The sequence below is a fragment of the Dactylosporangium sp. NBC_01737 genome, assembly GCF_035963215.1.
Taxonomy (GTDB): Bacteria; Actinomycetota; Actinomycetes; order Mycobacteriales; family Micromonosporaceae; genus Dactylosporangium.
The window spans coordinates 4,561,200-4,586,265 of record NZ_CP109153.1 but is presented as its reverse complement, the minus strand read 5'-3'; the positions used below and the strand labels follow the sequence as shown (position 1 = coordinate 4,586,265).

20 protein-coding genes and 1 pseudogene are annotated in these 25,066 nt (G+C 70.0%); 4 read left to right on the top strand and 17 right to left on the bottom strand.

Going from position 1 to position 25,066, the window contains the following annotated elements:
• Positions 1-1,123: 1,123 nt before the first annotated feature.
• The 9 genes from OHA72_RS20875 to pgsA form a co-directional block, all read right to left on the bottom strand.
• The gene (locus tag OHA72_RS20875; RefSeq protein WP_327009471.1) at positions 1,124-2,125 is read right to left on the bottom strand and encodes an AAA family ATPase; all 1,002 of its coding nucleotides are present in this window, start codon (positions 2,123-2,125) and stop codon (positions 1,124-1,126) included.
• A 248-nt stretch (positions 2,126-2,373) separates the two neighbouring features.
• On the bottom strand, positions 2,374-4,056 hold the full coding sequence (locus OHA72_RS20870) for a recombinase family protein (RefSeq protein WP_327009470.1): 1,683 nt from the start codon (positions 4,054-4,056) through the stop codon (positions 2,374-2,376).
• A gap of 20 nt (positions 4,057-4,076) precedes the next feature.
• On the bottom strand, positions 4,077-4,829 hold the full coding sequence (locus OHA72_RS20865) for a YebC/PmpR family DNA-binding transcriptional regulator (protein ID WP_327009469.1): 753 nt from the start codon (positions 4,827-4,829) through the stop codon (positions 4,077-4,079).
• 3 nt (positions 4,830-4,832) lie between these two features.
• Complete coding sequence (gene pdxT / locus OHA72_RS20860) at positions 4,833-5,444, bottom strand: pyridoxal 5'-phosphate synthase glutaminase subunit PdxT (protein ID WP_327011621.1); 612 nt, start codon at positions 5,442-5,444, stop codon at positions 4,833-4,835.
• Between the two features lie 8 nt (positions 5,445-5,452).
• On the bottom strand, positions 5,453-6,301 hold the full coding sequence (gene pdxS / locus OHA72_RS20855) for a pyridoxal 5'-phosphate synthase lyase subunit PdxS (RefSeq protein ID WP_327011620.1): 849 nt from the start codon (positions 6,299-6,301) through the stop codon (positions 5,453-5,455).
• A 240-nt stretch (positions 6,302-6,541) separates the two neighbouring features.
• On the bottom strand, positions 6,542-7,012 hold the full coding sequence (locus tag OHA72_RS20850) for a hypothetical protein (RefSeq protein ID WP_327009468.1): 471 nt from the start codon (positions 7,010-7,012) through the stop codon (positions 6,542-6,544).
• Positions 7,013-7,036: 24 nt separating this feature from the next.
• The gene (locus OHA72_RS20845; protein WP_327009467.1) at positions 7,037-8,176 is read right to left on the bottom strand and encodes a glycosyltransferase family 4 protein; all 1,140 of its coding nucleotides are present in this window, start codon (positions 8,174-8,176) and stop codon (positions 7,037-7,039) included.
• 8 nt (positions 8,177-8,184) lie between these two features.
• Positions 8,185-9,102: a phosphatidylinositol mannoside acyltransferase gene (locus tag OHA72_RS20840; protein ID WP_327009466.1), complete on the bottom strand. Its 918-nt coding sequence runs from the start codon at positions 9,100-9,102 to the stop codon at positions 8,185-8,187.
• Entirely contained in the window at positions 9,099-9,767 is a 669-nt protein-coding gene (gene pgsA / locus OHA72_RS20835) for a phosphatidylinositol phosphate synthase (RefSeq protein WP_327009465.1), read from the bottom strand. The genes OHA72_RS20840 and pgsA overlap by 4 nt, the downstream gene beginning before the upstream one ends.
• Before the next feature lie 188 nt (positions 9,768-9,955).
• On the opposite strand from pgsA, the gene OHA72_RS20830 reads away from it, so the two are divergent.
• Positions 9,956-12,118, top strand: coding sequence for an elongation factor G-like protein EF-G2 (locus OHA72_RS20830; RefSeq protein ID WP_327009464.1), 2,163 nt, complete (start codon positions 9,956-9,958; stop codon positions 12,116-12,118).
• 4 nt (positions 12,119-12,122) lie between these two features.
• Here the strand turns inward: OHA72_RS20830 and OHA72_RS20825 are convergent, their stop codons facing one another.
• Positions 12,123-12,578 carry a GNAT family N-acetyltransferase gene (locus tag OHA72_RS20825; protein WP_327009463.1) on the bottom strand — a complete coding sequence of 152 codons (456 nt, stop codon included), beginning with the start codon at positions 12,576-12,578 and terminating at the stop codon, positions 12,123-12,125.
• A gap of 37 nt (positions 12,579-12,615) precedes the next feature.
• Here OHA72_RS20825 and OHA72_RS20820 point away from each other — a divergent pair, with 37 nt between their 5' ends.
• A complete protein-coding gene (locus OHA72_RS20820; RefSeq protein WP_327009462.1) occupies positions 12,616-13,629 on the top strand; it encodes a hypothetical protein in 1,014 nt (337 codons plus the stop codon).
• 7 nt (positions 13,630-13,636) lie between these two features.
• On the opposite strand, the gene OHA72_RS20815 is transcribed toward OHA72_RS20820, so the two are convergent.
• From OHA72_RS20815 to OHA72_RS20790, 6 genes are all read right to left on the bottom strand, one after another.
• Positions 13,637-14,101 carry an HIT family protein gene (locus OHA72_RS20815; RefSeq protein ID WP_327011619.1) on the bottom strand — a complete coding sequence of 155 codons (465 nt, stop codon included), beginning with the start codon at positions 14,099-14,101 and terminating at the stop codon, positions 13,637-13,639.
• Positions 14,102-14,177: 76 nt separating this feature from the next.
• Entirely contained in the window at positions 14,178-16,208 is a 2,031-nt protein-coding gene (thrS, locus tag OHA72_RS20810) for a threonine--tRNA ligase (protein ID WP_327009461.1), read from the bottom strand.
• 62 nt (positions 16,209-16,270) lie between these two features.
• Complete coding sequence (locus OHA72_RS20805) at positions 16,271-19,420, bottom strand: VIT domain-containing protein (RefSeq protein ID WP_327009460.1); 3,150 nt, start codon at positions 19,418-19,420, stop codon at positions 16,271-16,273.
• Positions 19,417-20,016, bottom strand: coding sequence for a MerR family transcriptional regulator (locus tag OHA72_RS20800; protein WP_327009459.1), 600 nt, complete (start codon positions 20,014-20,016; stop codon positions 19,417-19,419). The genes OHA72_RS20805 and OHA72_RS20800 overlap by 4 nt, the downstream gene beginning before the upstream one ends.
• 18 nt (positions 20,017-20,034) lie before the next feature.
• Positions 20,035-21,378: a sensor histidine kinase gene (locus OHA72_RS20795; protein ID WP_327009458.1), complete on the bottom strand. Its 1,344-nt coding sequence runs from the start codon at positions 21,376-21,378 to the stop codon at positions 20,035-20,037.
• Positions 21,379-21,460: 82 nt separating this feature from the next.
• The gene (locus OHA72_RS20790) at positions 21,461-22,120 is read right to left on the bottom strand and encodes a response regulator transcription factor (RefSeq protein ID WP_327009457.1); all 660 of its coding nucleotides are present in this window, start codon (positions 22,118-22,120) and stop codon (positions 21,461-21,463) included.
• A gap of 98 nt (positions 22,121-22,218) precedes the next feature.
• Here OHA72_RS20790 and OHA72_RS20785 point away from each other — a divergent pair, with 98 nt between their 5' ends.
• Positions 22,219-23,346 carry a LolA family protein gene (locus OHA72_RS20785; protein ID WP_327009456.1) on the top strand — a complete coding sequence of 376 codons (1,128 nt, stop codon included), beginning with the start codon at positions 22,219-22,221 and terminating at the stop codon, positions 23,344-23,346.
• Between the two features lie 10 nt (positions 23,347-23,356).
• Here the strand turns inward: OHA72_RS20785 and OHA72_RS20780 are convergent, their stop codons facing one another.
• Positions 23,357-24,196: an MHYT domain-containing protein gene (locus OHA72_RS20780; protein ID WP_327009455.1), complete on the bottom strand. Its 840-nt coding sequence runs from the start codon at positions 24,194-24,196 to the stop codon at positions 23,357-23,359.
• 110 nt (positions 24,197-24,306) lie between these two features.
• On the opposite strand from OHA72_RS20780, the pseudogene OHA72_RS20775 reads away from it, so the two are divergent.
• Positions 24,307-24,759: pseudogene (locus OHA72_RS20775) on the top strand (SRPBCC family protein); the annotation flags it as partial.
• Positions 24,760-25,066 lie beyond the last annotated feature (307 nt).

The window sequence follows — 25,066 nt, the reverse complement described above, 5'->3', positions numbered from 1 at the left end:
GCGACGCCAGGAAGTCTGTTATCGGTCCAGGCGCACAGCGTCAGGCTCGCCGTGGCGATTCACCCACACGGCCTCCGCGCTAGAAACGCTGTCAGCGTGCGTCACGCTGCATACCTGTCGTAGGTAGCCTGCCAAGCGAACCGCTCAGCGGCGTACGTGGCGTCATACCGCCGTTGCCGTGCCCTTCGTGCTCGGAGCTTCCGAGCTTCGGCCCGGTGCTCATCTGAGCAGTAACGCGAAATCCTGCCGGTGGACGCTTCACGCGTCACAGCCGCACCACATATGAAGCATGTGCGCTCGATCATCTATCCACCGCCTTTCTGTAGTTGTGCTTCCACTGTCTTAAAAGTCCTCCGAGCTGGGATGCCTGGAGGAGTGATCCGGGTCACGTTTCCGTTACGCTTACCGAAACGCTTTCTGCCTTCAGTATTAATACGGCCTTCAAATCCGTACGGTCCGAGGAGTGATCCCTGTCACGTCCTCTGACCTGCGGTTTCTCAACTCACGCAAGCAACAAACCCTCCACTAAGGCATCTCAGACCATTCTGAGAATGGTCGAGTGGGGTTGCATAATATTCATGCTTGACAGGTGGATGTATTTATGCATTCCCACAGAGCCGGCCGCACCGCGGGCGCGTTAGCGCCGCTAAGTACCTGGGTTCCTGAAGCGATCCGCTCAGCCTTTCAGACCCCCCTTACCCCTATGGCTGCATATTATGCATGCCCTGCATAAAGGGAATGAATTGGTATTGAATAACAATTAGTCTCTTTATCGGGCAGGCTTAGGGCCTGCCCTCTATGCCTTCGTTGGTAATAGGTACCTAAGTGATAGCCGTTGCGGTAAGCGACGGATAATAGCTATCAGTTACGTAAGCCCGGGAAGGGCTTACTTTAACGGTTACCTGAGTAATGGAACACGAAGGCTCGGAAGCCTTCGCTGAGTAACTAATGATGGATAGTCAAAAGGGACGGCCGTCAAGCCGTCCCCTATTAACTGTTTAAACGTTACCTACCCCTCTGCTTCTCGCAGAGGGAGAAGAGATAGATAGTTAGGTGGGTTGGTGGTGGTGGTACACCATCACCTATAGGGTCACCACATCACCACACCACCACCACCACCACCTCAGGCCGCTAGCGGCCCAGCCAGGGCCCAACGGTTGCCTGGTAGAGGGGCCAGCAGGCACCCGTACGCGGACCGCTTGGACAGGTGAGTCTTGGCAGTGCTCAGCGTTCCACCGAACTGGCCAGCAATGGCCTCAGCGGCAGCGTTACGGCCCTTCCCCTGGCACTCAGCGACTACCCAGCGGGCGATGTCCGCGTTGCGGTCCAGCGTGGCGCTATCCCGGGTACGGGTGCGCTCCTGTTGCTCGTCCTTCACGGCCTGAGCGTCCTTTTTCTCAACGACGGTGAACCGTGCCCCGACCCCGTGATCCAAGGTCATGCTGTGAGCCTCAGCATGGTTACCGGAGAATCGAACGTTGACCTTCCCTCGACTGCGAGAGTAGAAGCAGCGCCAACGGACGGACTGCGAGATGACAGAGGAACCCAACGGTAGATCAGACTTGTTTCCGGTGTCGCTGCGCTTCTCGGAGGAGTGACCGACGATTACCACGGGGATACCGGCGCGCGTAAAGATGCGCACACCGTCAAAGAAGTCCTTTACCGCGTTGTCATCGTTCAGGCTCCCACGGGAAGCCTGAGACAGATTGTCGATGACGAGGAAGTTAGAGCCGTCAGCCATCACCCTGGCGAACAGCGCCTCCCAGTGCCGCCTAGTCCGCATCACGGGCAACCCGTAGAAGCGAACGGCAGGCTCAATCCCGTCAGGGAGAACGGTTGCGATCCGTTCCCCGTATTCGGCCACCCCGTCATCATCGGTCCAGCAAATGGCGACCTTCCAGTCTCTATCTTCAACTTCCCTTCCAAGGAAGTCGCTGCCGGTCACGAGAGAAGCAACAAGACTCGACACGAGGAAGGATTTACCAACCTTCGCTTCCCCGTAGATGAGGGTCGAGGATGCCGAAATGATGCCTTCAACGATGAACGGCTGTCGCACTTCACTCTCCCGTATAGCCTCACTCCATGACATGGACTCAAAGTCGATATCGGTAACGTCGGTGCTCACTCAGCCCACGCAACAAAGGGTAGGGAAGTCCATAAACTCTCCTTCGGGACGAAAAAAGGCCACGCGGTTGCGTGGCCTTGGTTGCTCGTGCTGTCTTGAATCCTTGCCTGACTGTACCGCGTGGGGGTGTGACATCCCGTGTACGCCGTTTAAACGGGACGCACAGGAACCCACAGAGAAGGCCCGGAAAGCTGCACCCTTAGCCGGGTACCCTCCAGGGCTGAAAGCGTCCCACAGGCCGAATGAGGCTAGATGGTGATGGTCCTGCCAGGCTCACCAGGGATAAGCGACCGTTGCCGGAACGTCACCTGTGCGCCAGGGTCGCCAGTGACACGCGCGGCCAGGTCCCGAGGAAGGAGCAACGCGACCTGAACCCCCTCAGTCGCAGTCACCGTAAGCATGCTGTCCGGGCGATCACGTACGCCAAAAGACACGGCGCCGACACCAGCGGCCTTCATACCTTCAATACGGATGTCAGAGTCAAGGAGCAACTTCCGCCGTTCCTGAACGTCGGAAGCCTGCCATTTCGCTCTGTACGTGACGCCAGTAGAGATCATCGCCCAGGAATCGGGAACACTCGGCGTTCCCTCTAGCCCTTCACGGCGTGCCTCAAGGTTCGCATACATCTCCCGGTATTCGGCCGTTCCACGCTCGCCACGGTAGAGGCCAGCCGCCCGGTCCGCGCGTAGCTCACTGAGAGTCTGTTCAACCTCGGCAAGCTCCCGCCCGGTATCGCTACCGGGAACAAATCTCTTGGCCATGATTTCAAGGTCACCCAAGAGATACAGGAGAATTTCCTCCGTAACCTCTTCCAGCCGTTCGGCCCTCGGAGCGCCGGCCTCACAATTGTTGCCCTTCCGGGTACGTCCCGAACACCGGTAATAGCGGTATTCCTGGTTACGCTCAGGCTTTACAGCCCAGTGGAAGTGCAGCGGCTCCCCACACAGCAAACAGAAGGCAACGCCGGACAGAAGAGCATCCGGGGCGGCACGATACTTCGGCCTCTTCGAGCCGTTGATAGCGGCTCGCAGAGCGAGCCAATCGTCCTCAGAGATCAACGGCTCACCCCGCAGCACGGGTTTACCCTCCGAGTCACGGACAACCTTGCCGTTGTCCGTCAGTTTTCCGAGAAGGACCTCATTACCGAGCATTCGGCGCAACGTCTCATCAGTCCAACGTTGAGGCGGAAGAGGCTCCCCGGTCTCCCTGTCCTTGCGTGCCTCGCCCGTGTCGCGCATAGCGGCATGGTCCCTCGGGGATAGCACTCCCTTATCGTTCAGGTCTCTAGCGATGCTGGCGACACTGGCACCATCAATGACGCGGCGGACTGCTTCCCGCAACACAGGAGCGCTCACGGGATCGTGCTCCAACTCCATCGGACCCCGTTGGGCACGCTGAAAGCCGTAAGGCGTAAGGCCACCCGTAGACCGTTTCTCGGCACGCATCCTTCGCACCCTTGACTGACTACGCGACTTCATGCGGGCAAGCTCGGCACGAGCAAGCTCCGCTTTGATGACGAAGTTGAGTCGGAAGCCGTCACCGTCTGACGAATCGAGCCGATCGTCGTAGCCGATCAACCGGACAGGGGGACGAACTTCCTTCCCCGTATCGGGATCTTTCCCCTCTATGACGTCCAGGATCGTCGCTGCGACGTTGAGCCCTTCACGGCTAAGCCGGTCCACGTGCCACGCCACCAGGACGTCAGCGCGGCCCTCAACAGCGTCCGCCAGCCATGCCCGGAACTCCGGGCGGTTGCGGACAGCCCCTGACTTGCCGTCGTCGACATGGAGGGCTACCTCAACGAATCCCCTGTCAGCACACAGCTTCCGGAGGTCATCCGCCATGCCTTGCCGGCTGAGGTTCCGATCATCGGAAGCCTTCGACAGTCGGACATACAGGCTGGCGCGCTGAGGGGCGGTCCGGGGCGTCATGCCCCGGACCCTACAGCGATCTAAGCGAGTTGTGCTAGCATCTCGTCGCTGACGTCGAAGTTGGCGTAGACGTTCTGCACGTCGTCGCAGTCGTCGAGGGCGTCGATCAGCTTGAAGACCTTGCGGGCGCCCTCTTCGTCCAGGGGGACCGTGACGCTGGGGACGAAGGAGGAGTCGGCGGACTCGTAGTCGATGCCGGCGTCCTGCAGGGCGGTGCGGACGGCGACGAGGTCGGTGGCCTCGCTGATGATCTCGAAGGCCTCGCCGAGGTCGTTGACCTCTTCGGCGCCGGCGTCCAGGACGGCGAGGAGCAGGTCGTCCTCGGTCAGTTCGCCGGCCTTGGGCACGATGATGACACCCTTTCGGGTGAACATGTACGAGACGCTGCCGGCGTCGGCGAGGTTGCCGCCGTTGCGGGTGAGCGCGACCCGGACCTCGGTCGCCGCGCGATTGCGGTTGTCGGTGAGGCACTCGATGAGGATGGCGACGCCGCTGGGGCCGTAGCCCTCATACATCGCGGTCTGCCAGTCGGCGCCGCCGCCGATCTGGCCGGAGCCGCGTTTGACCGCGTTGTTGATGTTGTCGTTGGGCACCGAGTTCTTCTTCGCCTTCTGGATGGCGTCGAAGAGCGTGGGGTTGCCGTTGACGTCGCCGCCGCCGGTGCGGGCGGCGACCTCGACGTTCTTGATCAGGCGGGCGAAGAGCTTGCCGCGCTTGGCGTCGATGACCGCCTTCTTGTGCTTGGTCGTCGCCCATTTTGAGTGCCCGGACATGGCCTAACCCTCCGTCGTCTGGCCCGCCTCACGCGCCATCTCCACGAAGTACCGATGGACTCGGAGGTCGCCGGTGAGCTCGGGATGGAAAGCGGTCGCGAGCAGGTGCTGCTGCCGAACCGCGACAATCCTACCGGCGGCCGGTCCGGCGCTCACACGCCCCAGCACCCGCACGTCGGGTCCGACCTGTTCGACCCACGGCGCGCGGATGAAGACGGCGGAGAACGGGCCGCCGTCGATGTCGGAAATGTCCACGGTGCCTTCGAACGAGTCGACCTGCCTGCCGAACGCGTTGCGCCGGACGGTCATGTCGATCCCGCCGAAGGGCACCTGGTCGGCGCGGCCGTCCAGGATCGTGGTCGCCAGCATGATCATGCCGGCGCAGGAGCCGTAGGTGGGCATGCCGCCGGCGATCCGCTTGCGCAGCGGCTCGGTCATGCCGAACTCGACCGCCAGCTTGCTCATCGCCGTCGACTCGCCGCCGGGGACGACCAGGGCGTCGACGGAGTCGAGCTCGTCGGGGCGGCGCACCGGCCTGGCTATGACGTCCAGCTCGGCGAGGGCGTGCAGGTGTTCGCGGGTATCGCCCTGCAGGGCGAGCACACCGATGATCATGCTGCCGGTCACCAGCCGCGCTCGGCGAGACGGTGCGGCTGCGGGATCTCTTCGACGTTGATGCCGACCATGGCCTCGCCGAGGCCGCGGGAGACCTTGGCGATGACGTCGGGGTCGTCGTGGAAGGTGACGGCCTTGACGATGGCGGCGGCGCGCTGCTCGGGATTGCCGGACTTGAAGATGCCGGAGCCGACGAAGACGCCCTCGGCGCCGAGCTGCATCATCATGGCGGCGTCGGCGGGGGTGGCGATGCCGCCTGCGGTGAACAGCACGACCGGCAGCTTGCCGGTCTCGGCGATCTCCTTGACCAGCTCGAACGGCGCCTGCAGCTCCTTGGCGGCGACGAACAGCTCGTCCTCCGGCAGGGAGGTGAGCCGGCGGATCTCGCCGCGGATCTTGCGCATGTGGGTGGTGGCGTTGGAGACGTCGCCGGTGCCGGCCTCACCCTTGGAGCGGATCATGGCGGCGCCCTCGGTGATGCGGCGCAGGGCCTCGCCGAGGTTGGTGGCGCCGCAGACGAACGGCACGGTGAAGGCCCACTTGTCGATGTGGTTGCTGTAGTCGGCCGGGGTGAGGACCTCGGACTCGTCGACGTAGTCGACGCCGAGCGCCTGCAGGATCTGGGCCTCGACGAAGTGGCCGATGCGGGCCTTCGCCATGACGGGGATCGAGACGGCGGCGATGATGCCGTCGATCATGTCCGGGTCGCTCATGCGGGAGACCCCGCCCTGCGCGCGGATGTCGGCGGGCACGCGCTCGAGGGCCATGACGGCGACGGCGCCGGCGTCCTCGGCGATCTTCGCCTGGTCGGGGGTGACGACGTCCATGATGACGCCGCCCTTGAGCATCTCTGCCATGCCCCGCTTGACGCGTGCGGTGCCGGTGACTGACGTGCTGGTGGTGGGCGACTCGGACACGACGAAGCACTCCTAACAGGGATGAGCGGGATTCACCTTCAGTTTACGCCGAGGGGGTGACCACGGCCGACGTCCAATGGCAACCTCGCGGCCCACAAACCCAGATGATGATATTTCCGGTTTAGCGGGCGCGGAGCGCCTGATAAACCGGAAACCTGACAAACCGGAAAACGGCAGAAGTCACGGCAGCGACGGGTCGTCGACGTCGAAGTACGCGGGACGGGGGTGCTTCCGGGACAGCCGGAACAGCCTGACCAACAGCCGCCGCCGGACTGCGAGGGCGTCGCGGACCACGTCGTTGTGCACCTGCCGCGCGAGCGCGACCCGCCGGCTGACCTGCACCAACCCGTCCATGACCTCATCCGCGCCGGCCTCGCGGGCCTCGCGCAGGTGCCGGGTCAGGTCGTTCTCGGCGACCTCGCGGTCCTCCGGCTCGGCGTCCACGGCGATGCGGGCCGCGTACATGAGCGTCGGCAGCTGCGCCGCCTCGGCGAGGGCCACCGCCGCGACGGCCCGCCGCAGCAGGTGGGCGTCGAGCGTGGCGTAGGCCGCGACCGCCCGCGCATGCAGGCGGTCGACGCGGGCCGCGAGCCAGGTGAGGTACGTGGCCACCAGGACCACCACCGCCACCACCGTGATCACCCACCACACGGCACGCAGCTTACGGGACGGGGCTTACGGGACGGGCTGCTCCACCACGGCGCCGGCGACCTCGATCACCGTGGAGTAGACCTCCAGGACCCGCTCGGCGACGACGGGCCAGTCGTAGGCGGAGACGACCGCGGTCGCCCGGGCCGCGAGGGCGGCCCGCCGGGCCGGGTCGTCGAGCAGGCCGGCGACCGTCCTGGCCAGGGCGGCGCTGTCGCCGACGGGGAAGAGCGCGCCGGCCCGCCCGCCGTCCAGGACCCGCCGGAACGCGTCGAGGTCGCTGGCCACGACGGTGGTGCCGGCCGACATCGCCTCGGTGAGGATCATGCCGAAGGACTCGCCGCCGGTGTTGGGCGCCACGTACAGGTCGACGCTGCGCAGCATCCGCGCCTTGTCCTCCTCGGAGACCTTCCCGAGAAACACGATCCGATCACGATAAGGTGATATTTCCGGAAAATCGGACATCACCTCGTCGACGTCGCCCGGCCCGGCGACCAGCAGCCGCAGCCCCGGCCGCTCGGCCGCCAGGGACGCGAACGCCCGCAGCAGGAACGGGAAGCCCTTCCGCGGCTCGGTGAACCGCCCGAGGAACCCGAGGGTCCCGCCGGAGCCCGGCCACCCGGGCAGCGGCACGGCCGAACGGTACCGGGACACCTGCACCCCGTTCGGGATCTCCCACGCGCTGCCGCCGAGGTGCTCCACCTGGACCTTGCGCGCCAGCTCGCTCACCGCGATCCGCCCCGTGATCTTCTCCAGGACCAGCTGCAGCAGCCCCTGCGCGGCGGCGAGCGCACGGGAACGGGTCATCGCGGTGTGGAATGTGGCCACGACCGGACCGCGCGCCGACAGCACCGCCAGCATCGACAGGCTGGGGATGAGCGGCTCGTGCACGTGCAGCACGTCGAACCGGCCGGCCGCCATCCACCGCCGGACCCGGGTCGCCGAGATGAGGCCGAAGGACACCCGGGCGACGGAGCCGTTGTACGGCACCGGCACCGCGCGGCCCGCCGGCACCACGTAGGGCTGCTCGCCGTTCTCCTCGTCGCCGGGCGCCAGGACACTGACGTGGTGGCCGAGCGCGATGAGCGTCTCGGCGAGGTCGCGGACGTGGTTCTGCACGCCGCCGGGCACGTCGAACGAGTACGGGCAGACGATCCCGATGCGCAACACGCCTCCTAGGCCGGGTTCACGACAGCGGGGGTGTCGATCCAGAGTCTTTGCAGCATGTGCCAGTCCTGCGGGTTGCGGGCGATCCCCTCGGCCAGGACGTCCGCGATGCGCTGGGTGAGCAGCCGCACCCGCACGTCCAGCGCACCCTCATCCGGCGCCGGCAGCGGGATCGGACCCTCCAGGCGCCCGGCGGCCGCGTCCGGGTCGAACCACATCGACACCACGTACAGCGGGGCGCCGGTGCGCAGAGCCAGCAGCGCGGGGCCGGCCGGCATCTTGGTCCGGCCGCCGAAGAAGTCGACCTCGACACCCCGGGCCGTCAGGTCCCGGTCGGCGAGCAGCGGCACCACGTAACCGGCTCGCAGGCGCTCCTCCAGCACGTCGAACGCGGGCCGGTCACCGCCGGTCATCGGGAGGATCTCCATACCCAGCGAGCGCCGGAAATGCAGGAACCGCCGGTACACGCTCTCCGGTTTGAGCCGCTCCGCGACCGTCACGATCGGCCAGCCGTTGGCGGCGACCCAGGCGCCGGCCGCGTCCCAGTTGCCGGCGTGCGGCAGGGCGACGACCGCACCGACCTTGTCGGCGACGTGCTGGCCGAGCAGCTCCCCGCGCTCCAGGCGGAACCCGGTCAGGTGCTCGGCCTTGGGGCGGCCCGGCAGCTGGAACGCGTCCAGGTAGTAGCGCGCATAGGAGCGCAGCCCGCGGCCGACCAGGTCGGCGAGCTCGGCGTCCGACGGCCCGTCGCCGACGACCCGTCGCAGGTTGGACGCCAGCGTCAGGGTGCCCTTGCCACCGTTGCCGCCGCGGTACCGGCGGGAGCCATGCGCCGCGGCAGCCGCGAAGAACGGCCAGACCACGGACCGGGGGAGTTTCGGGATGAGCGAGAACGCGGCGCCGTAGCCGAGTTCCGCCAGGTTCACTGAGCGACCCGATCGTCGGCGGCGGCAGCCGCGTCACCACGGGACGCGGCCTCGGCGATGTCGCGGGCCTGCCGGTACACGTGCGACATCCGCTGCCAGATGGTGATCACCGACAACAGCACCAGCAGCCACAGCGCCGCCTCCATGCCGTGCCGCACGCCGAAGCCGAACAGCAGGCCGCCGATGCCGACGAGGATGAGCCGCTCGGTGCGCTCGGCCAGCCCGACGTTGGCGGTCATCCCGAGACCCTCCGCGCGGGCCTTCACGTAGGACACCACCTGCCCCGTCAGCAGGCACAGCAGCGCCGCGGAGCACTCGCGCAGCTGGCCCTGCGAGGCATACCAGAACGCGACGGAGCCGAAGATGGCACCGTCGGAGACGCGGTCCATGGAGGAGTCGAGCAGGGCGCCGAACTTGTTGCTGACGCCGAGCTGCCGGGCCATGGACCCGTCGAGCATGTCGGTGAGGCAGCTCACGGTGACGATAACGAGCGCGATGACCATGTGGCCGCGCGTGGCGAAGCCGACACTGCCGATGAGCACGCCGACCGTGCCGGCGACGGTCACCGCGTTGGGCGTCACCCTGGCACGCAGCAACGCGGCTGCGACGGGGTTGACGATGCGGGCCAGTCCGGCCTTGCTGACTACGCTGAGGATCTTCGCCATGGCGCTCCCACGATAACGGCGGCGGAGCTTGCCGGATACCTGCGCGTGGGCCTGCTCACGGTGCTTGAGTAAACCGTATGACGCCGGTGGGAGCCGACGGGCTTGTGTCGGTGATGGTTCGGGTGTGGGATCGGTGAACAGGTCGTGACTGTGAGACTGCTCACAGCGGGCAGGACGGGAGGCGCGTGATGGCGCAGAAGGTCCAGGAGAAGGGTGTCGCCGGCCCGGTGCCGGCGGTTGATGACCCCGGCAGGGTACGCAACGTGGTCGTCGTCGGGCATTCCGGCGCCGGGAAGACGACCCTCGTGGAGGCGCTGCTCGCAGCGACCGGCACGATCGGGCGGGCAGGCGCGGTGGCCGAGGGCACCACGGTGACCGACCACGACCCGGCGGCGGTGCGGCAGCAGCGGTCGGTGACGCTGTCCTGCGCCCCGCTGGTGCACGGCGAGACGAAGGTCAACCTGCTCGACACCCCCGGCTATGCCGACTTTGTCGGGGAGCTGCGCGCCGGCCTGCGGGCCGCGGACGCGGCACTGTTCGTCGTGTCGTCGGTGGACGGCGTGGACGCCGCCACCGCGGCGCTGTGGGAGGAGTGCGCCGCCGTCGGGATGCCCCGCGCGGTCGCCGTCACCCGCCTCGATCATCCCCGGGCCGACTTCCAGGACACCCTCGATCTCTGCCAGGACGTCTTCGGCGACAACGTGCTGCCGCTGTACCTGCCGATGCTCGGCGACGACGGCGCGGCCGTGGAAGGGCTGATCGGGCTGATCACCCACCGGGTCTTCGACTACTCCGCGGGCTACCCGCCGGTGGTCCGCGACCCCGAGCCGCAGCACCTGCCGGCGATCGAGGAGTCGCACAACAGCCTGCTCGAGGGCATCATCGCCGAGAGCGAGGACGAGACGCTCATGGAGCGCTACGTCAGCGGCGAGGTCATCGAGACGTCGGTGATCATCGAGGACCTGGAGAAGGCCGTCGCGCGCGGCACGTTCTACCCCGTCGTGCCCGTCTGCGCGCAGACCGGCCTCGGCATCGACGCCCTGCTCGAGGTGCTGACCAGCGGGTTCCCGTCACCGCTGGAGCACGTGGTGCCGCCCGTCACCGACGTCAACGGCAACCCGCACGCCCCGCTGCGGTGCGACCCCGCCGGTCCGCTGATCGCCGAGGTGGTGAAGACGACGATCGACCCGTACGTGGGGCGGGTGTCGCTGGTGCGGGTCTTCTCCGGAACGCTGCGGCCCGACCAGCCGGTGCACATCTCCGGGCACGGCATGGCCGAGCGCGGCCACCCCGACCACGACGCCGACGAGCGGTTCGCGCACCTGTTCTCCCCGCTCGGCGCGACCCTGCGGGAGGTGCCCTACGCGGTCGCCGGCGACATCGTCGCGATCACCAAGTCGACGACGGCCGAGACCGGGGACACGATCTCCGGCAAGGACGACCCGATGCTCATGGCGCCCTGGGTGATGCCGGAGCCGCTGCTGCCGATCGCGATCGTCGCCAAGACCCGCTCCGACGAGGATGCCCTGGCCAAGAACCTCGGCCGGCTCGTCGCCGGCGACCCGACGCTGCGCCTGGAGCGCAACGCCGAGACCCACCAGCTGGTGCTGTGGTGCATGGGCGAGGCGCACGCCGACGTCGTGCTGGACCGGCTGCGCTCCGGCGGCGTCGAGCTGGACACCGAGCCGGTCCGGGTCGCGCTGCGCGAGACGTTCGCCGCGCCCAGCCAGGGCCACGGCCGGCACGTCAAACAGTCCGGCGGCCACGGCCAGTACGCGGTCTGCGACATCAAGGTCGAGCCGCTGCCGCGCGGCACCGGCTTCGAGTTCGTCGACAAGATCGTCGGCGGGGTCGTGCCGCACAACTACATCCCGTCGGTGGAGAAGGGCGTACGCCACCAGATGGAGCGCGGCATGGTCGCGGGCTACCCCGTCGTCGACGTACGGGTCACCCTCGTCGACGGCAAGGCGCACTCCGTGGACTCCTCCGACGCGGCGTTCCAGACCGCGGGTGCCCTCGCCCTGCGCGAGGCCGCCGAGCAGGGCCAGACGACGCTGCTGGAACCGATCGACGAGGTCACCATCCGCGTCCCCGACGAGTTCGTCGGCGCGGTCATGAGCGACCTGTCCGGCCGCCGCGGCCGGGTCCTGGGCAACGAGCCGGACCCCGCCGGGCACGAGCGGACCCTGGTCCGCGCCGAGGTCCCCGCGACCGAGCTGGTCCGCTACGCGGTCGAGCTGCGGGCGATGACGTCGGGCTCGGGCACGTTCAGCCGCGTCTTCGCCCGGCACGACCCGATGCCGTCGCACCTGGCGGACGCGGTGAAGAAGGAGCACGCCGCGTCGCGGTGACCGCTCAACGGTCTGGCTGGATCTCCCGGTCCAGCCAGACCCGGTCACGCAGCTCGATCCCGTCGACCATGATGCCCGCCGGGTACCCCCTCGAAGGGGTGAACACGTCGCGCTCGATCGACCGGAACCGGAAGCCCTGCCGCTGGTAGAAGCGCAGGTTGCCGACGTCGGCGGCGCCGGTCGCGACGAGCATGGTCCCCCCGCCGGCCGCCCGGACCAGGTCCGCGGCGGCCTCGACCAGCCGGGCGCCGACGCCGGTGCCCCGCCGCTCCTCGACCACCGCCATGTTCTTGATCTCCAGGTCGACCAGCTGCAGGTGCCCCACCGGCCGCCCGTCCGCCACGGCCACGAGGACCCGGCCCTCGTGCAGGTAACCGTCCAGCTCGGCCGCGGAGTCCTCGGCCAGCTCGAACAGCCACCGCACTTCGGCCCGGTCGCCGCCGTACTCCACCACTCGCACGACGCCCACCCTCCCAGGTCGGCCTACACTGCGCGGCATGATTTTCTCGCGGGGCAGGAAACAGGATCCGGTCGTCGAGTTCTGGGCCTGGTGGCCGACGATCCGCCCCGCCGTCACCGACGCCATCTCCACCGGCGGGTTCGAGCCGCTCACCCCGCAGATCAGCAAGCGGGTCGCGGCCATCCACAAGGACCTGACCTGGGAGTTCAGCAAGGGCACGGACTCGCGGCACGCGCTGGTCGTCTCCCCCGGCGGCAACCCCGCGCTGCGCGCCGTCGTCGCCCGCTGGGGTGCCCTCGCCCCCGCCGCCGACCCCGACTGGGAGTTCCACACCGCCCGCCAGCCCGACCACGACACGCTCAGCGCCACCATTGAGATCGCCGGCGCGAAGCTCGACCTGGCGCTGCTGCGCTTCGCGTTCAGCCGCGACGAGGACTCCGCCGCGATCGACGTCGTCGGCCACCACCCGCTGTTCCGCAAGCTGCCGGAGCCGGTCCGCGGGCAGATCACGTTCCTTGCCCTGGACTGGCTGCTCGGCGAGGAGGGCGTCGAGCTGTGGATCGGCTCCGTCGACTTCAGCGCCGACGAGCCCGCCGGCGCCCGCGACCCCCTGGACCTGGCCGCCGCGGTCGACGCGCTGCGCGAGGAGCACCGCGAGCCGCAGTGGGTGGTCTTCTCCGCCGAGGTACGCGGCCGCCCCGTCACCGGGATCGCGCAGCGGCCGTTGCGCTCGGCCCGCTGGCCACGGTTCGACACGCACGTGGCGGTGGTGCTGCCGTTCGCCGGCGCCGTCGCGGGGCTGCCCTCCGACGAGGTCGCCGAGGCGCTGGTCGCCTTCGAGGACGGCACCCTGGAGGCGGCGCTGCACGGCAACGGCGAGCTGCTCGCCCATGAGACCGGCGGCGGCCGGCGCACGCTGCACTTCTACGTCGACGGCACCTCGTCCGCCGGTGACGACCTCACCGCGGCCGCGGCCGGCTGGCCGGGCGGCAAGGCGACGGTCAAGCGCGCCCACGACCCCGGTCTGGAGGCCGTGGCGCACCTGGCCTGAACGGCCCCTACTCCCAGACGGAGGCGAGCAGCTTCCTCGTGTCGCCGAGCAGCTGCGGCAGGACCTTGGTCCGGCCGACGACGGGCATGAAGTTGGTGTCGCCGCCCCACCTCGGCACGATGTGCTGGTGCAGGTGGGCGGCGATGCCGGCGCCGGCGACCGAGCCCTGGTTCATGCCGAGGTTGAAGCCGTGCGCGCCGCTGGCCCGCCGGATCACCCGCATCGCGGTCTGCGTGAACGTCGCCAGCTCCACCGTCTCCTCGGCCGTCAGGTCCGTGTAGTCGGCGATGTGCCGGTACGGGCAGACCATCAGGTGCCCCGGGTTGTACGGGTACAGGTTGAGCACCGCGAACACCACCTCACCCCGGGCGACGACGAGGCTCTCGTCGTCCGGCAGCCCGGGCGCCCGGCAGAACGGGCACCCGGTCGGCTCGTCGTGGTCGCCGGCCCGGTCCTCCTTGATGTAGGCCATCCGGTGCGGCGTCCACAACCGCTCGAGATCATCCGGGGTCCCGGTCACGCTGCCTCCCCGCTGCGCTCCGGTCCGGTCACGCCGTCTCCTCCGCCGCCTCCGCCGGAGCCGTCGCCCCGGCCGCCGACGGTCCCTGGTTGGTGCGGGACCGGACGACCTCGACGACGTGCGCCACGGCCTCGTCGAGGGCGACGCCGTTGCGCTGCGAGCCGTCGCGGTACCGGAAGGAGACGGTGCCCCCGCTGACGTCGTCGTCGCCGGCGATCGCCATGAACGGGATCTTCTGCTGCTGCGCGGTGCGGATCTTCTTCTGCATCCGCTCGTCGGAGGCGTCGACCTCGACCCGGATGCCTTCCCTGCGCAGCCGGGCGGCGAACTCGGCGAGGTAGTCGGCGTGGTCGGCGCGCACCGGGATGCCGACCACCTGCACCGGGGCGAGCCACGCCGGGAACGCGCCCGCGTAGTGCTCGGTGAGCACGCCGAAGAACCGTTCGATCGAGCCGAACAACGCCCGGTGGATCATCACCGGCTGCTGCCGGGTGCCGTCGGACGCCTGGTACTCCAGGGCGAAACGCTTCGGCTGGTTGAAGTCGACCTGGATGGTGGACATCTGCCAGGTCCGGCCGATCGCGTCGCGGGCCTGCACGGAGATCTTCGGGCCGTAGAACGCGGCGCCGCCCGGGTCCGGCACCAGCTCCAGGCCGGACTCGAGGGCCGCGTTGCGCAGCGCCTCGGTCGCCTCCTCCCAGTCCGCCACGTCGCCGATGAACTTCGGCGAGTCGTCGCGGGTGGACAGCTCCAGGTAGAAGTCGTCCAGGCCGTAGTCACGCAGCAGGTTGAGCACGAACTGCAGCAGGTCGCGCAGCTCGCCCGGCATCTGCTCCTTGGTGCAGTAGATGTGCGAGTCGTCCTGCGTGAGGCCCCGCACCCGGGTGAGGCCGTGCACGACGCCGGACTTCTCGTAGCGGTACACGGTGCCGAACTCGAACATGCGCAGCGGCAGCTCCCGGTAGGAGCGGCCACGGGCCCGGAAGATGAGGTTGTGCATCGGGCAGTTCATCGCCTTGAGGTAATACTCCGCGCCCTCCATCTCCATCGGCGGGAACATGGTGTCGGCGTAGTACGGCAGGTGGCCCGACGTCTGGAACAGGTTGGCCTTGCTGATGTGGGGCGTGTTGACGAACTCGTAGCCGGACTCCTCGTGCCGCTGGCGGGAGTACGCCTCCATCTCCCGGCGGATGATGCCGCCCTTGGGGTGGAAGACCGCGAGGCCGGAGCCGATCTCGTCGGGGAAGCTGAACAGGTCCAGGTCGGCGCCGAGCTTGCGGTGGTCGCGCCGGGCCGCCTCCTCCAGCAGCTTCTGGTATTCCTTCAGCGCGTCGCGGGTCGGCCAGGCGGTGCCGTAGACCCGCTGGAGCTGCGGGTTCTTCTCCGAGCCGCGCCAGTAGGCGGCGGCGATGCGGGTGAGCTTGAACGCCTGGATCATGCGGGTCGACGGCAGGTGCGGGCCGCGGCACAGGTCGGACCAGCAGACCTTGTCCGACTGGGCGTCGAGGTTGTCGTAGATCGTCAGCTCGCCGCCGCCGACCTCCATGACCTCGCTCGTGTCCAATGCCTGGCCGCTGTCGGACTTCACGTCGACGAGCTCCAGCTTGAACGGCTCGTCCTTCAGCTCGGCCTTGGCCTGCTCGACCGAGTCGAACCGCCGGCGGCGGAACCGCTGGCCCGACTTGATGATCTCCTGCATGCGCTTCTCGAGCTTGACCAGGTCGTCGGGGTGGAACGCCTTGTCGACCTGGAAGTCGTAGTAGAAGCCGTTGTCGATCGGCGGGCCGATGCCGAGCTTCGCCTCGGGGAACAGGTCCTGCACGGCCTGGGCGAGCACGTGCGCGGTCGAGTGCCGCAGCACGTTGAGCCCGTCGGGTGAGGACAGGTCGACGGCCTCGACCTCGGTGTCCTGCTCCGGCGTCCAGTCGAGGTCACGCAGCCGGCCGTCGGCCTCGCGGACCACGACGATGGCCTTGGGTCCGCTGGCCGGCAGCCCGGCCTCGGCGACCGCGGCGGCGGCGGTCGTGCCGGCCGTGACCACGAGGGTATTCGAGCGCACTGTGGACACGGTCTGCTCCCAAGCGTGAAGAGGTCTGATTCCTCCGAACTCTATCCGCCGGGCTACCGCAGGGCCGCGAACACCCCGCCCGCCACGGCCGCGCCGACGAGCGCGCCGACGACGATCTGCGCCACGGTGTGGTCCTTCAACGCCACCCGGGACCATCCGACGGCCGCGACGAGCGGGGCGGTGACCGCCAGGGGCCAGCCGTAGACGAGCACCAGGATGACCAGCGCGCCGGCCGCGACCGCGGTGTGGATCGACATCTTCCACCAGTGGTTGACGACGGCGGCGACGACGAGCCCGATCCCGCCGGCGACGACGGCCGCCAGGAGCTCCCGCTGCGCGTCCAGCGCGAGCAGCACCACGAACCCGGCGGTGACCGACGCGAGGCCGACGAGCAGCGGCCCGCGCCGCTGCCGGTGGTCGCCGACGTGACGGTCGGTCAGGTCGCCGCGCCGGACCCCGCGCAGGATGTACAGGAACGGCAGCACGCTCTCGAACAGCGCGGCGACGACCCCGAGCAGCAGCCCCCGCCCCACGCCCGGCGCACCGTGCACGGCGAGCAGCACGAGGAGCACCGACACCAGCACCGCCGGGGCGAGAAGCTCGGTCACGGCGCGGGCAATGCGCTGGAAGATCACCGCAGTACCGTACATAGAGAGACGCCGGCCGATGCACTCCCCCGTTTGAAGTACATCGGCCGGCCGCCTCAGTCCGTGCTGATCAGCGCTTCCAGAACGCGCCCCGGCCGGCGGGCCGCTCGGGTGTGCCGCCGGCCACCGCGTCCAGCTCCGCCAGGACCTCCCGCCACAGCTCCTCCAGGGGCCGCGCCGCGATCGCCGCCGGCGTGAGCCGCTCCGCGAGGGCCCGCAGCACCCCGATGCCGAGCACGGCCAGCCGCGACCCGAGGTCCTCGAGCAGCTCGCGCCGCTCGAAGTCGGGCAGCCCCCGGCGTCCCGCAGCCGCCGCGCCTCGCCGGACGCGAGCTCGCGCAGGTCGGCCGAGTCGGCCCGCCGCTGCTCCGCCTCGACCGACGGCTGCGCCGCCGCCGGCGCCTGCGGGCGCACGGAGCCCCGGCCTCGCAGCGCCCGCCCGACCCCGCCACCGCCGAACACGCCACCCGTCGATGTCCGGCGCGCCGGTGACGGCACCATCGGCGGCATGGGCGGCGGCCCGCCCGGGGCGGGCATCGACGCCGGCATCGCGGTGCTGCGCCGCAGCGGCGCGGCATACGGCATCGACGTCGGGTGCAGCGGCGGCGGTGGCACCGCCGTCGGCAGCTCCCAGCCGGCCGGCATGTCGACGGGCTGGACCACCTGGTGCGGCTCGCCGCCCTCGGTGACGACGCGCTTGTCGACCGCCACGTAGGCGGTGAACCGGCACAGCACCTGGAAGCGCAGCGACACCTCGGTGATCCGCCGCTCCAGCTCCTCGCCGCCGGCCAGCCCCGAGACGTAGGCGTCCTCGAGGTCGCGCAGCAGCGCCCGGGCCCAGATCGCGGTCAGCGCCGGGTTGTCGTGCCGGGTCGCGGGGACCGTGCTCGACCAGGGCGTGCCGTCGCGCATGGTGCCCGCGACCGTGAGCGCGCCGTCCCCGCCGCCGTCCCCGCCGTCGTCCGCAGTGCCCTCCGCGGCGCCGGCCGGGCCGCGATACCGCCCGGTGACCACGAACGGCACGCCCGGGAACACGTCGGGCAGCCGGGCCGGCGCCTGCGTGCCGTCGATCAGGTCGAGCCCCTCGGCGGTGACGGTGACGCCGCTGGCGACGGGCGCGCCGATGCGCCGGTGGATGCGGTCCATCGCCTCGTCGAGCCGGTCCTCGCTCTCGACCAGCTCGCACCGGCCGCCGCCGGCGATCGCCAGCCGGCCGAGGAACCCGGCGTTGACGGCCTGGTCGATGCCGACGGTGTGCACCCGCACCCCGCGCAGCGCCGCGCTGACGGTCCGCAGGATCTGGTCCTCGTTGCCGACCTGCCCGTCGGTGACCAGCACGAGCACCCGGTCACGGCCGCTGCCGGCACTGCCCGCGCCCGTGGTGGCAGCATCGAGCAGCTTCAGCCCGTCGAGGAGCGGCTGGAGCAGCTCGGTGCCGCCGCGGGCGTCGACCCGCGACAGGTGCTCCACGGCCCGGAAGCGGTGCCGGTCGGTGCCGTCGGCCAGGCCGGACGGCAGCGCGGCGGGCGTCTCCACCCGGTCGTCGAAGGCGAGGACCGCGAACCGGTCGGCGACGGTGAGCGTGTCGACGATGCGGGCGGCGGCGCGGCGGGCGGCGACCATCTTCCAGCCGCCCATGCTGCCGGAGCGGTCCAGCAGCAGCACCACGTCCTTGGGCTTCGGCGGCGCCTGCGACGCAGGCGGCAGCACGGTCAGCCGGTAGGTGCCCTCCTCGCCGGTGGTGTCGGGCACCAGGGCCAGCCCGGCCTCGCCGGGCCCGTAGGCCAGCCGGAGCACGAAGTCACGGTTGGCCCGCTCCCCCGGCAGCACGGACACGGTGCGCTCCGTCTGCTGCACGGTGTGCAGGCTGGAGCGGACCTCGCCGAGCGGCAGCCCCGCGGGGTCGATGTCGACCTCGATGCTCAGCCGCAGCGGGTTGGGGAACCCCGGCAGCAGCACCGGTGGCGTGATCCGGGACGCGTCGGGCACGGCGTCGGTGTCGAGGGCGTGGCCGACGCCGACACTGTCACCGTCCAGCGCGCCGCCCGGGATGTACCGCGGGGCGACGACCAGGGGGAACCGGAACGTCGCCTCGCCGTCCTCGAACGACAGCGGCCCGGCCAGTGACAGTGACACGCTGACCCGCTCGCCGGGCAGGATGTTGCCGACCCGCATGGTGAACACGTCGGGCCGCTCCTCCTCGGCGATCGAGGCGCGCTGACCGGCGGCGATCGCCTGGTCATAGGTCTCACGGGCGGCGCCGCGCTCCTGCAGCTGCGCCTCCACGACCCGCCCGTCGGCGGTCATCGCCATGCGGGTCACCGCGGCGCGGTCGGGCAGCGGGAAGACGTAGGTCGCCTCGAGGGCCTCGTCGTGGACGTTGACGAACTCCTGGGTCAGGTCGATCCGTGCGACCAGGCCGGTGATGGCCGTGCGGACGTCGATCCGGTCGAGCGGCAGGTTGCCCCGCTCGGTGCGCAGCGCGCCGAGACCGGCGTCGTCCTTCGGCGCGGCGACCCGCTGGGCCTCCGCCTCGCTCATCGTGGCGACTCTCATTGCACACTCCCTCGCTCGGGGCTCGGATCACGGACGGGCTCCCGCGTCAGCCCACGGGCGGCCAGCAGGTCCAGCAGCGGCTGGGCGGCCGCCTGGATGGCGGCCATGTCGTCGGGTCCCGGCGTGCCGGGCAGCAGCAGCGTCACGTCGCCGCTCAACGGCACCCCGCTGAGCAGTGCGGGCGGCGGCGCCGGTGGCGGTGTGTGCGGTGCGGGCGGCTCGGTCCAGAACCTGACCGCGGCGGAGCCGCGCAGGCTGGTTCTGTGCGGTTGCTCGTGCTTCGGCAGGTCGGCGATCTCCCACAGGAGCGCGTCGGGTGCCTCGGCAAGCTCGATCTGGATGTCGGCGATCCGCCTGCCCTCCGACTGGCGGCGTTTGATCGCCACCAGCTGCGCAAGGTGTCGCGGACCGTAGAGCGCGGTGCGGCCCCGCATGGTCGGGCGGTCGACGAGCCCGATCGTCGCATACCACCTGATGGCACGGGCGTCGGGAACGTCGCGCACCCGGCCGTTGGGTGCGCCCGCATAGGCGGTGCCTTCGAGCGCGGCGGCAACCCTTGCCGTCAGCTCGTCGAGCGTCCATCCCGTCGCGGTCACACGACAACTATGACACTGTCACATGACACTGTCAACAAAGCGGGGCAGCCGCACCTCGGCCCGCACCCCGGGACGCGCGTCGAGCAGGCGCACCGTGCCGCCGTGCCGGCGGACCAGCTCCCGGACGATCGCCAGGCCGAGGCCGGTGCCGCCGGCGTCGCGGGCCCGGCCGTCGTCGAGGCGGGTGAAACGGTCGAAGACCCGCTCCCGCAGCGGGCCGGGGATGCCCTCCCCGTCGTCGGTGACGGTGACCAGGACCTCCTGGCCCTCGGCCTCCGCGCGCAGCACGACCCCCGTGCGGGCGTGGCGCACCCCGTTGTCGACGAGGTTGAGCACGACCCTGATCAGCGCGTCCTGCTCACCCTCGACCCACAGCGGCTGCCCGGACGGCTCGACGGTGACGGTGGCGTACCGCTTCGCCAGATTCGTCAGCAGGCTCTGCATCTCCACCGGCTCCCGCGCCACCCGGCGCCCGTCGCGCTCGTCCGCCCTGGCCAGCAGCAGCAGGTCGTCGACCAGCCGCGACAGCCGGTCAAGGTCGGTCAGCAGGTCGTCGCCGACGGCGTCCCAGTCGCCCAGCTTCTGCGCCACCTCGACCTGGATGCGCATGCTGGCCAGGGGGCTGCGCAGCTCGTGCGCGGCGTCCGCGATGAACGAGCGCTGCCTGGCCCGGGTCGTGGCGAGGCGGTCCAGCATGTGGTTGAGCGTCACCGCGAGGCGCTGGATCTCGTCGCTGGACGGCGGCACCGGCAGCCGCTCGTCGGTCGCCGCGCCCGTGATCCGCTCCGCGGACGCGCTGAGCCGGTCCACGGGCGCCAGGGCCTGCCCGACCACCTTCCAGGCGATCGCGACCAGGATGGTCACCAGGGCCGGGTACGTCACCCACAACGACGTCTTCAGCAGCTCGAGGCTGCGGTTGTAGTCGCCGAGCGGCACCGCGACCACGACGACCCGGCCGTCCTGCACCTGCCGAGCGGTGACCCGCAACGGGTCCCGCTGCAGCGCCCGGTCTCCGGGCACGGTGATCCGCTCGTGCTGGGCCGCGGCGACCTCGGAGGGCTGCAGCAGCGGCACGAGCAGGTCCGCGTTCCGGTCGCCGGCGACGACCCGGTGCTGGGCGTCGAGCACCTGCACGACCTGACCCGCTGGCGCCGGCAGCGGCGACGGCAGCGTCGAGCCCTCCTCCAGCAGTGCGGAGATCTCCAGGATGGTCGCATCGGCCGAGCGGTCCAGGGTGCCCCGGAAGCTGTACGTCATCGCGGTCGCCATCGCCACGCCCGCGATCGCCAGCCCGACGATGAGCCCGCTGGTGCCCAGCAGCACCAGCCGCCCGCGCAGCGACAACCGCGACCACCAGGTCATGCCGCCTCCGCCTCGCTCCGGCGACCCGGCCCTCGACCACGAGCCGGCCGGCTCGTGGCTCCTCCGCTGCGCTCCGGACCGCTCATGCCGTCCTCAGCCGGTATCCGGCCCCGCGGACCGTCTCGAGCGCGTCGCGGCCGAGCTTGCGCCGCAGGTAGCCGACGTACACCTCGACCGCGTTCGGCGCGGTGTCGATGCTCGCGTCCCACACGTGATCGAGGAGCTCCGTCTTCGACACGACCTGCCCCGGGCGGCGCATCAGGTACTCCAGCAGCGCGTACTCCCGCGCCGTCAGCACGATCTCCTCGCCGCCGCTGGTGACCCGCCGCCGCGCCGGGTCCAGGGTCAGCTCCCCGACCGTCAGCACGCTCGGCCGCTCCGGCGCGCCGCGGCGCAGCAGTGCACGGAGCCGGGCGACCAGCACCACGTAGGAGAACGGCTTGGTCAGGTAGTCGTCGGCGCCGCAGTCGAGGCCGTCGGCCTGGTCGTACTCACCGTCCTTCGCGGACAGCATCAGCACCGGCACCCAGTTCTTCTCGGCGCGCAGCGCCGACACCACGCGGTACCCGGAAAGACCGGGCAGCATGATGTCCAGGATCACCGCGTCGTAGCCGCCGTGCCTGGCCAGCTCCAGGCCCGTGGGCCCGTCCCCGGCCACGTCCACGGCGAAGCCCTCCGCCTGCAGGCCGCGCTGCAGCGCTCCCGCCATACGAATCTCATCCTCAACCACCAGCAGCCGCACGAGCACCAGCGTGGCACGCTGTGCTGTGGGAACGCACAGGCGGTCTCAGCGATGTCACAGCCGACCCCGAGCACCATGGTCGGCAGGAGGTGTACCCAATGTCGAAGTTCACGTCACGACCTGTCCTACGGTGGGCGGTGCCCGTGCTTGCCGCGGTCGCTGTGGTAGGTGCGGGCGTGGCCGCAAAGACCCTCGCCGTCGCCGCCGAGCCGAACCTGCCGCCGCGCACCGCTGCGCAGCTGCTGGTCGACCTGCAGACCGCACAGCTGGACGGACTGTCCGGCACCGTCGTGGAGCGCGCGGACCTGGGCCTGCCGGCCCTGCCGTCCCTGCTGGGCGACCAGAGCTCCGAGCTCACGTCGCTCGTGTCGGGCAAGCACACCCTGCGCGTGTGGTACTCGGGCCCGGACAAGGCCCGCGTGTCGCTGCTGGGCACGCAGGGGCAGAGCGACATCATCCACAACGGCGCCGACACCTGGACCTGGAACAGCAAGTCCGGCAAGGCGCAGCACTTCAAGGACTCCGGCGACAGTGAGCACCCGGCCGACAAGGGCCCGGGGGCGATCCCGAGCGACATCCCGAAGAGCCCGCAGGAAGCGGCCGACCTCGCCCTCAAGGCGATCGACCCGACCACGCAGGTCTCCATCGGCAACTCGGCGAAGATCGCCGGACGGGACGCCTACGAGCTCATCCTGCGCCCGCGGGACACGGCGTCGCTCATCGGCCAGGTCCGCCTGGCGATCGACGCCCAGGAGAAGCTGCCGCTGCGCGTGCAGATCCTGGCGAAGGGGCAGTCCAACCCGGCGTTCGAGGTGGCGTTCACGCAGGTGAGCTTCGCCCGGCCCGACGACGGGCAGTTCGTGTTCAACCCTCCGGCCGGCACCAAGGTCGAGGAGGCGGACCCGGCGAAGGCCGGCGCCGAGGGGCAGCCGAAGGTCGACGAGTCGGCCTCCGGTGAAAAGCCCAAGAGCGCCGTCATCGGTACCGGCTGGACCTCGGTCTTCGTCCTGCGGACGGGCACCCCGGCACAGGCCGCGCCCGGCGACGCGGAGGCCAAGAAGGCCCAGGACGCCATCAACCAGCTCCCGCTGGGCAACGGCGGCCGGACGTTCAACAGCAAGCTGTTCAGCGTCCTCATCACCGACGACGGCCGGGTCCTGGTCGGCGCGGTGACCCCCGAGCGGCTCTCGCAGGTGGCCGCCGACCCGGCAGCCGCACTGAAGTAACGGACCGCAATCAGTGAGGGACCGCGGCGTTGCCGCGGTCCCTCTCTTCGTGCCTGGCGGCGGCGGCGCGATGTAACGTCGCGATCGAGTACATGTCCCGGGCCCGGCGCAGCAGTTCCTCCTCCGAGGCGGTGTTCTGCCGGACCGAGAACCCGACGGTCGTGTAGGCCAGGACGCTCAGCAGCAGGCACGCGACCACGCAGACCGGGGTGAGCAGCTCCAGCTGGCTCGCGCCCTGGACCTCCCCGGCGGCCGGGGTGGTGTCGAGACGCACCGCCGCCATCACCGTGTAGTGGGTGCTGCACGCCGCCACGGCCATGATCCCGGCGGCGACGGCGAGGGCCCTGTTGCCACGGACCGTGGACACGCACCACAGCGTCACCGTCGCCCCCACGACCGACGCGGCGACGGCGGCGATCGCGGTCGCGGGGTCGTAGCCGACGGTCCCGGCCACCCGCATGGCCAGGGGCGCGGTGCTGTAGACGGCGGTCAGGCCAAGCCCGGTGACGATCCCGGCCGGCAGCACCTTCCACAGCGACGGCCGGCCGAAGCCGACGACGTACAGGCCCAGGCAGTACACCACCACCGCGATGCCGAAGCCGAGCGCGGTGATCGGCACGTCGTAGCGCACCACCGAGTTGGGCACGTCGGTGCCGAGCAACGCCATGAAATGCGGCACCCACGTGCCCGCTCCCCCGATCGCGACCGCGGACAGGGTCAGCCACCGGGCTCTGCTGCCGCCGCTGGACGCCCGGGACCGGGCGGCGATGAACACGCCGAGCAGGCAGCCGAAGAACGACAGGGCAAGGGCGAGCGCGGGCGTGATGGCGCCGTAGGCGAAGTGCTCCACGAACGCCCATTCAGCCAGCCCGATGGTTCGGCCGGTCGGACAACTTGTGCGGGTTTGCCCTCACCCTGCGGGGGTAGCCAAAGGTGAGCACCGAGAGGAGTTGATCGCACATGAGTCAGGTTGTGGAGACCGTGGACGTGGCCGTGCCCGTCCGCACCGCGTACAACCAGTGGACCCAGTTCGAGGAGTTCCCGGCGTTCATGCACAGCGTGCGGGAGATCCGCCAGCTCGATGACACCAGGTTGCACTGGGTGGTCGAGTTCGGCGGGGTACGCCGCGAGTTCGACGCGCGCATCACCGAGCAGCACCCGGACGAGCGGGTCGCATGGACGTCGACCGAGGGCCCGAAGCACGCCGGGGTGGTCACCTTCCACCGGCTCGACGACACCCACAGCCGGGTGACGGCGCAGCTCGACATCGACCCTGAGGGGTTCGTCGAGAACGTCGCGGACAGGGCCGGCATCGTGGACCGGCTGATCAAGTCCGACATGGCGAAGTTCCGTGAGTTCATCGAGCAGCGCGGCAGCGAGACCGGCGCGTGGCGCGGCGACGTCGCCCAGCCGTCCGCCTCCCCGGGGGCCGCTCCCGGTGCCGCTCCCGGCACCTCCGGTGCCGTCCCGAAGCCGGGTTCGTGGATCGCGCCCGGCAGCACGCCGCCCGGCGCGGCCCTGCGCTCCCCCGACGCGGACCAGCCGGGCACGTACCAGTCCGACGCCATTCAGGCGGCACCCGACATGACCCAGAGCACGGACGTGCACCGCATGCCGGACCCCGACGATTCCCGGCACGCCATCTGAGCCTCACTCTCCACCGCACCGGAAAGGCCGGCCGGCCAGCGTTCGCGCTGACCGGCCGGCGTGCGTGTGCGGG

What these genes read in the sequence shown, in the direction of transcription:
- OHA72_RS20870 (WP_327009470.1), bottom strand. Translation starts at nt 4,056, where the DNA reads ATGACGCCCCGGACCGCCCCTCAGCGCGCCAGCCTGTATGTCCGACTG.
- OHA72_RS20865 (WP_327009469.1), bottom strand. Translation starts at nt 4,829, where the DNA reads ATGTCCGGGCACTCAAAATGGGCGACGACCAAGCACAAGAAGGCGGTC.
- pdxT (WP_327011621.1), bottom strand. Translation starts at nt 5,444, where the DNA reads ATGATCATCGGTGTGCTCGCCCTGCAGGGCGATACCCGCGAACACCTG.
- pdxS (WP_327011620.1), bottom strand. Translation starts at nt 6,301, where the DNA reads ATGGCAGAGATGCTCAAGGGCGGCGTCATCATGGACGTCGTCACCCCC.
- pgsA (WP_327009465.1), bottom strand. Translation starts at nt 9,767, where the DNA reads ATGGCGAAGATCCTCAGCGTAGTCAGCAAGGCCGGACTGGCCCGCATC.
- OHA72_RS20830 (WP_327009464.1), top strand. Translation starts at nt 9,956, where the DNA reads ATGGCGCAGAAGGTCCAGGAGAAGGGTGTCGCCGGCCCGGTGCCGGCG.
- OHA72_RS20820 (WP_327009462.1), top strand. Translation starts at nt 12,616, where the DNA reads ATGATTTTCTCGCGGGGCAGGAAACAGGATCCGGTCGTCGAGTTCTGG.
- OHA72_RS20815 (WP_327011619.1), bottom strand. Translation starts at nt 14,101, where the DNA reads ATGGCCTACATCAAGGAGGACCGGGCCGGCGACCACGACGAGCCGACC.
- OHA72_RS20805 (WP_327009460.1), bottom strand. Translation starts at nt 19,420, where the DNA reads ATGAGAGTCGCCACGATGAGCGAGGCGGAGGCCCAGCGGGTCGCCGCG.
- OHA72_RS20795 (WP_327009458.1), bottom strand. Translation starts at nt 21,378, where the DNA reads ATGACCTGGTGGTCGCGGTTGTCGCTGCGCGGGCGGCTGGTGCTGCTG.
- OHA72_RS20785 (WP_327009456.1), top strand. Translation starts at nt 22,219, where the DNA reads ATGTCGAAGTTCACGTCACGACCTGTCCTACGGTGGGCGGTGCCCGTG.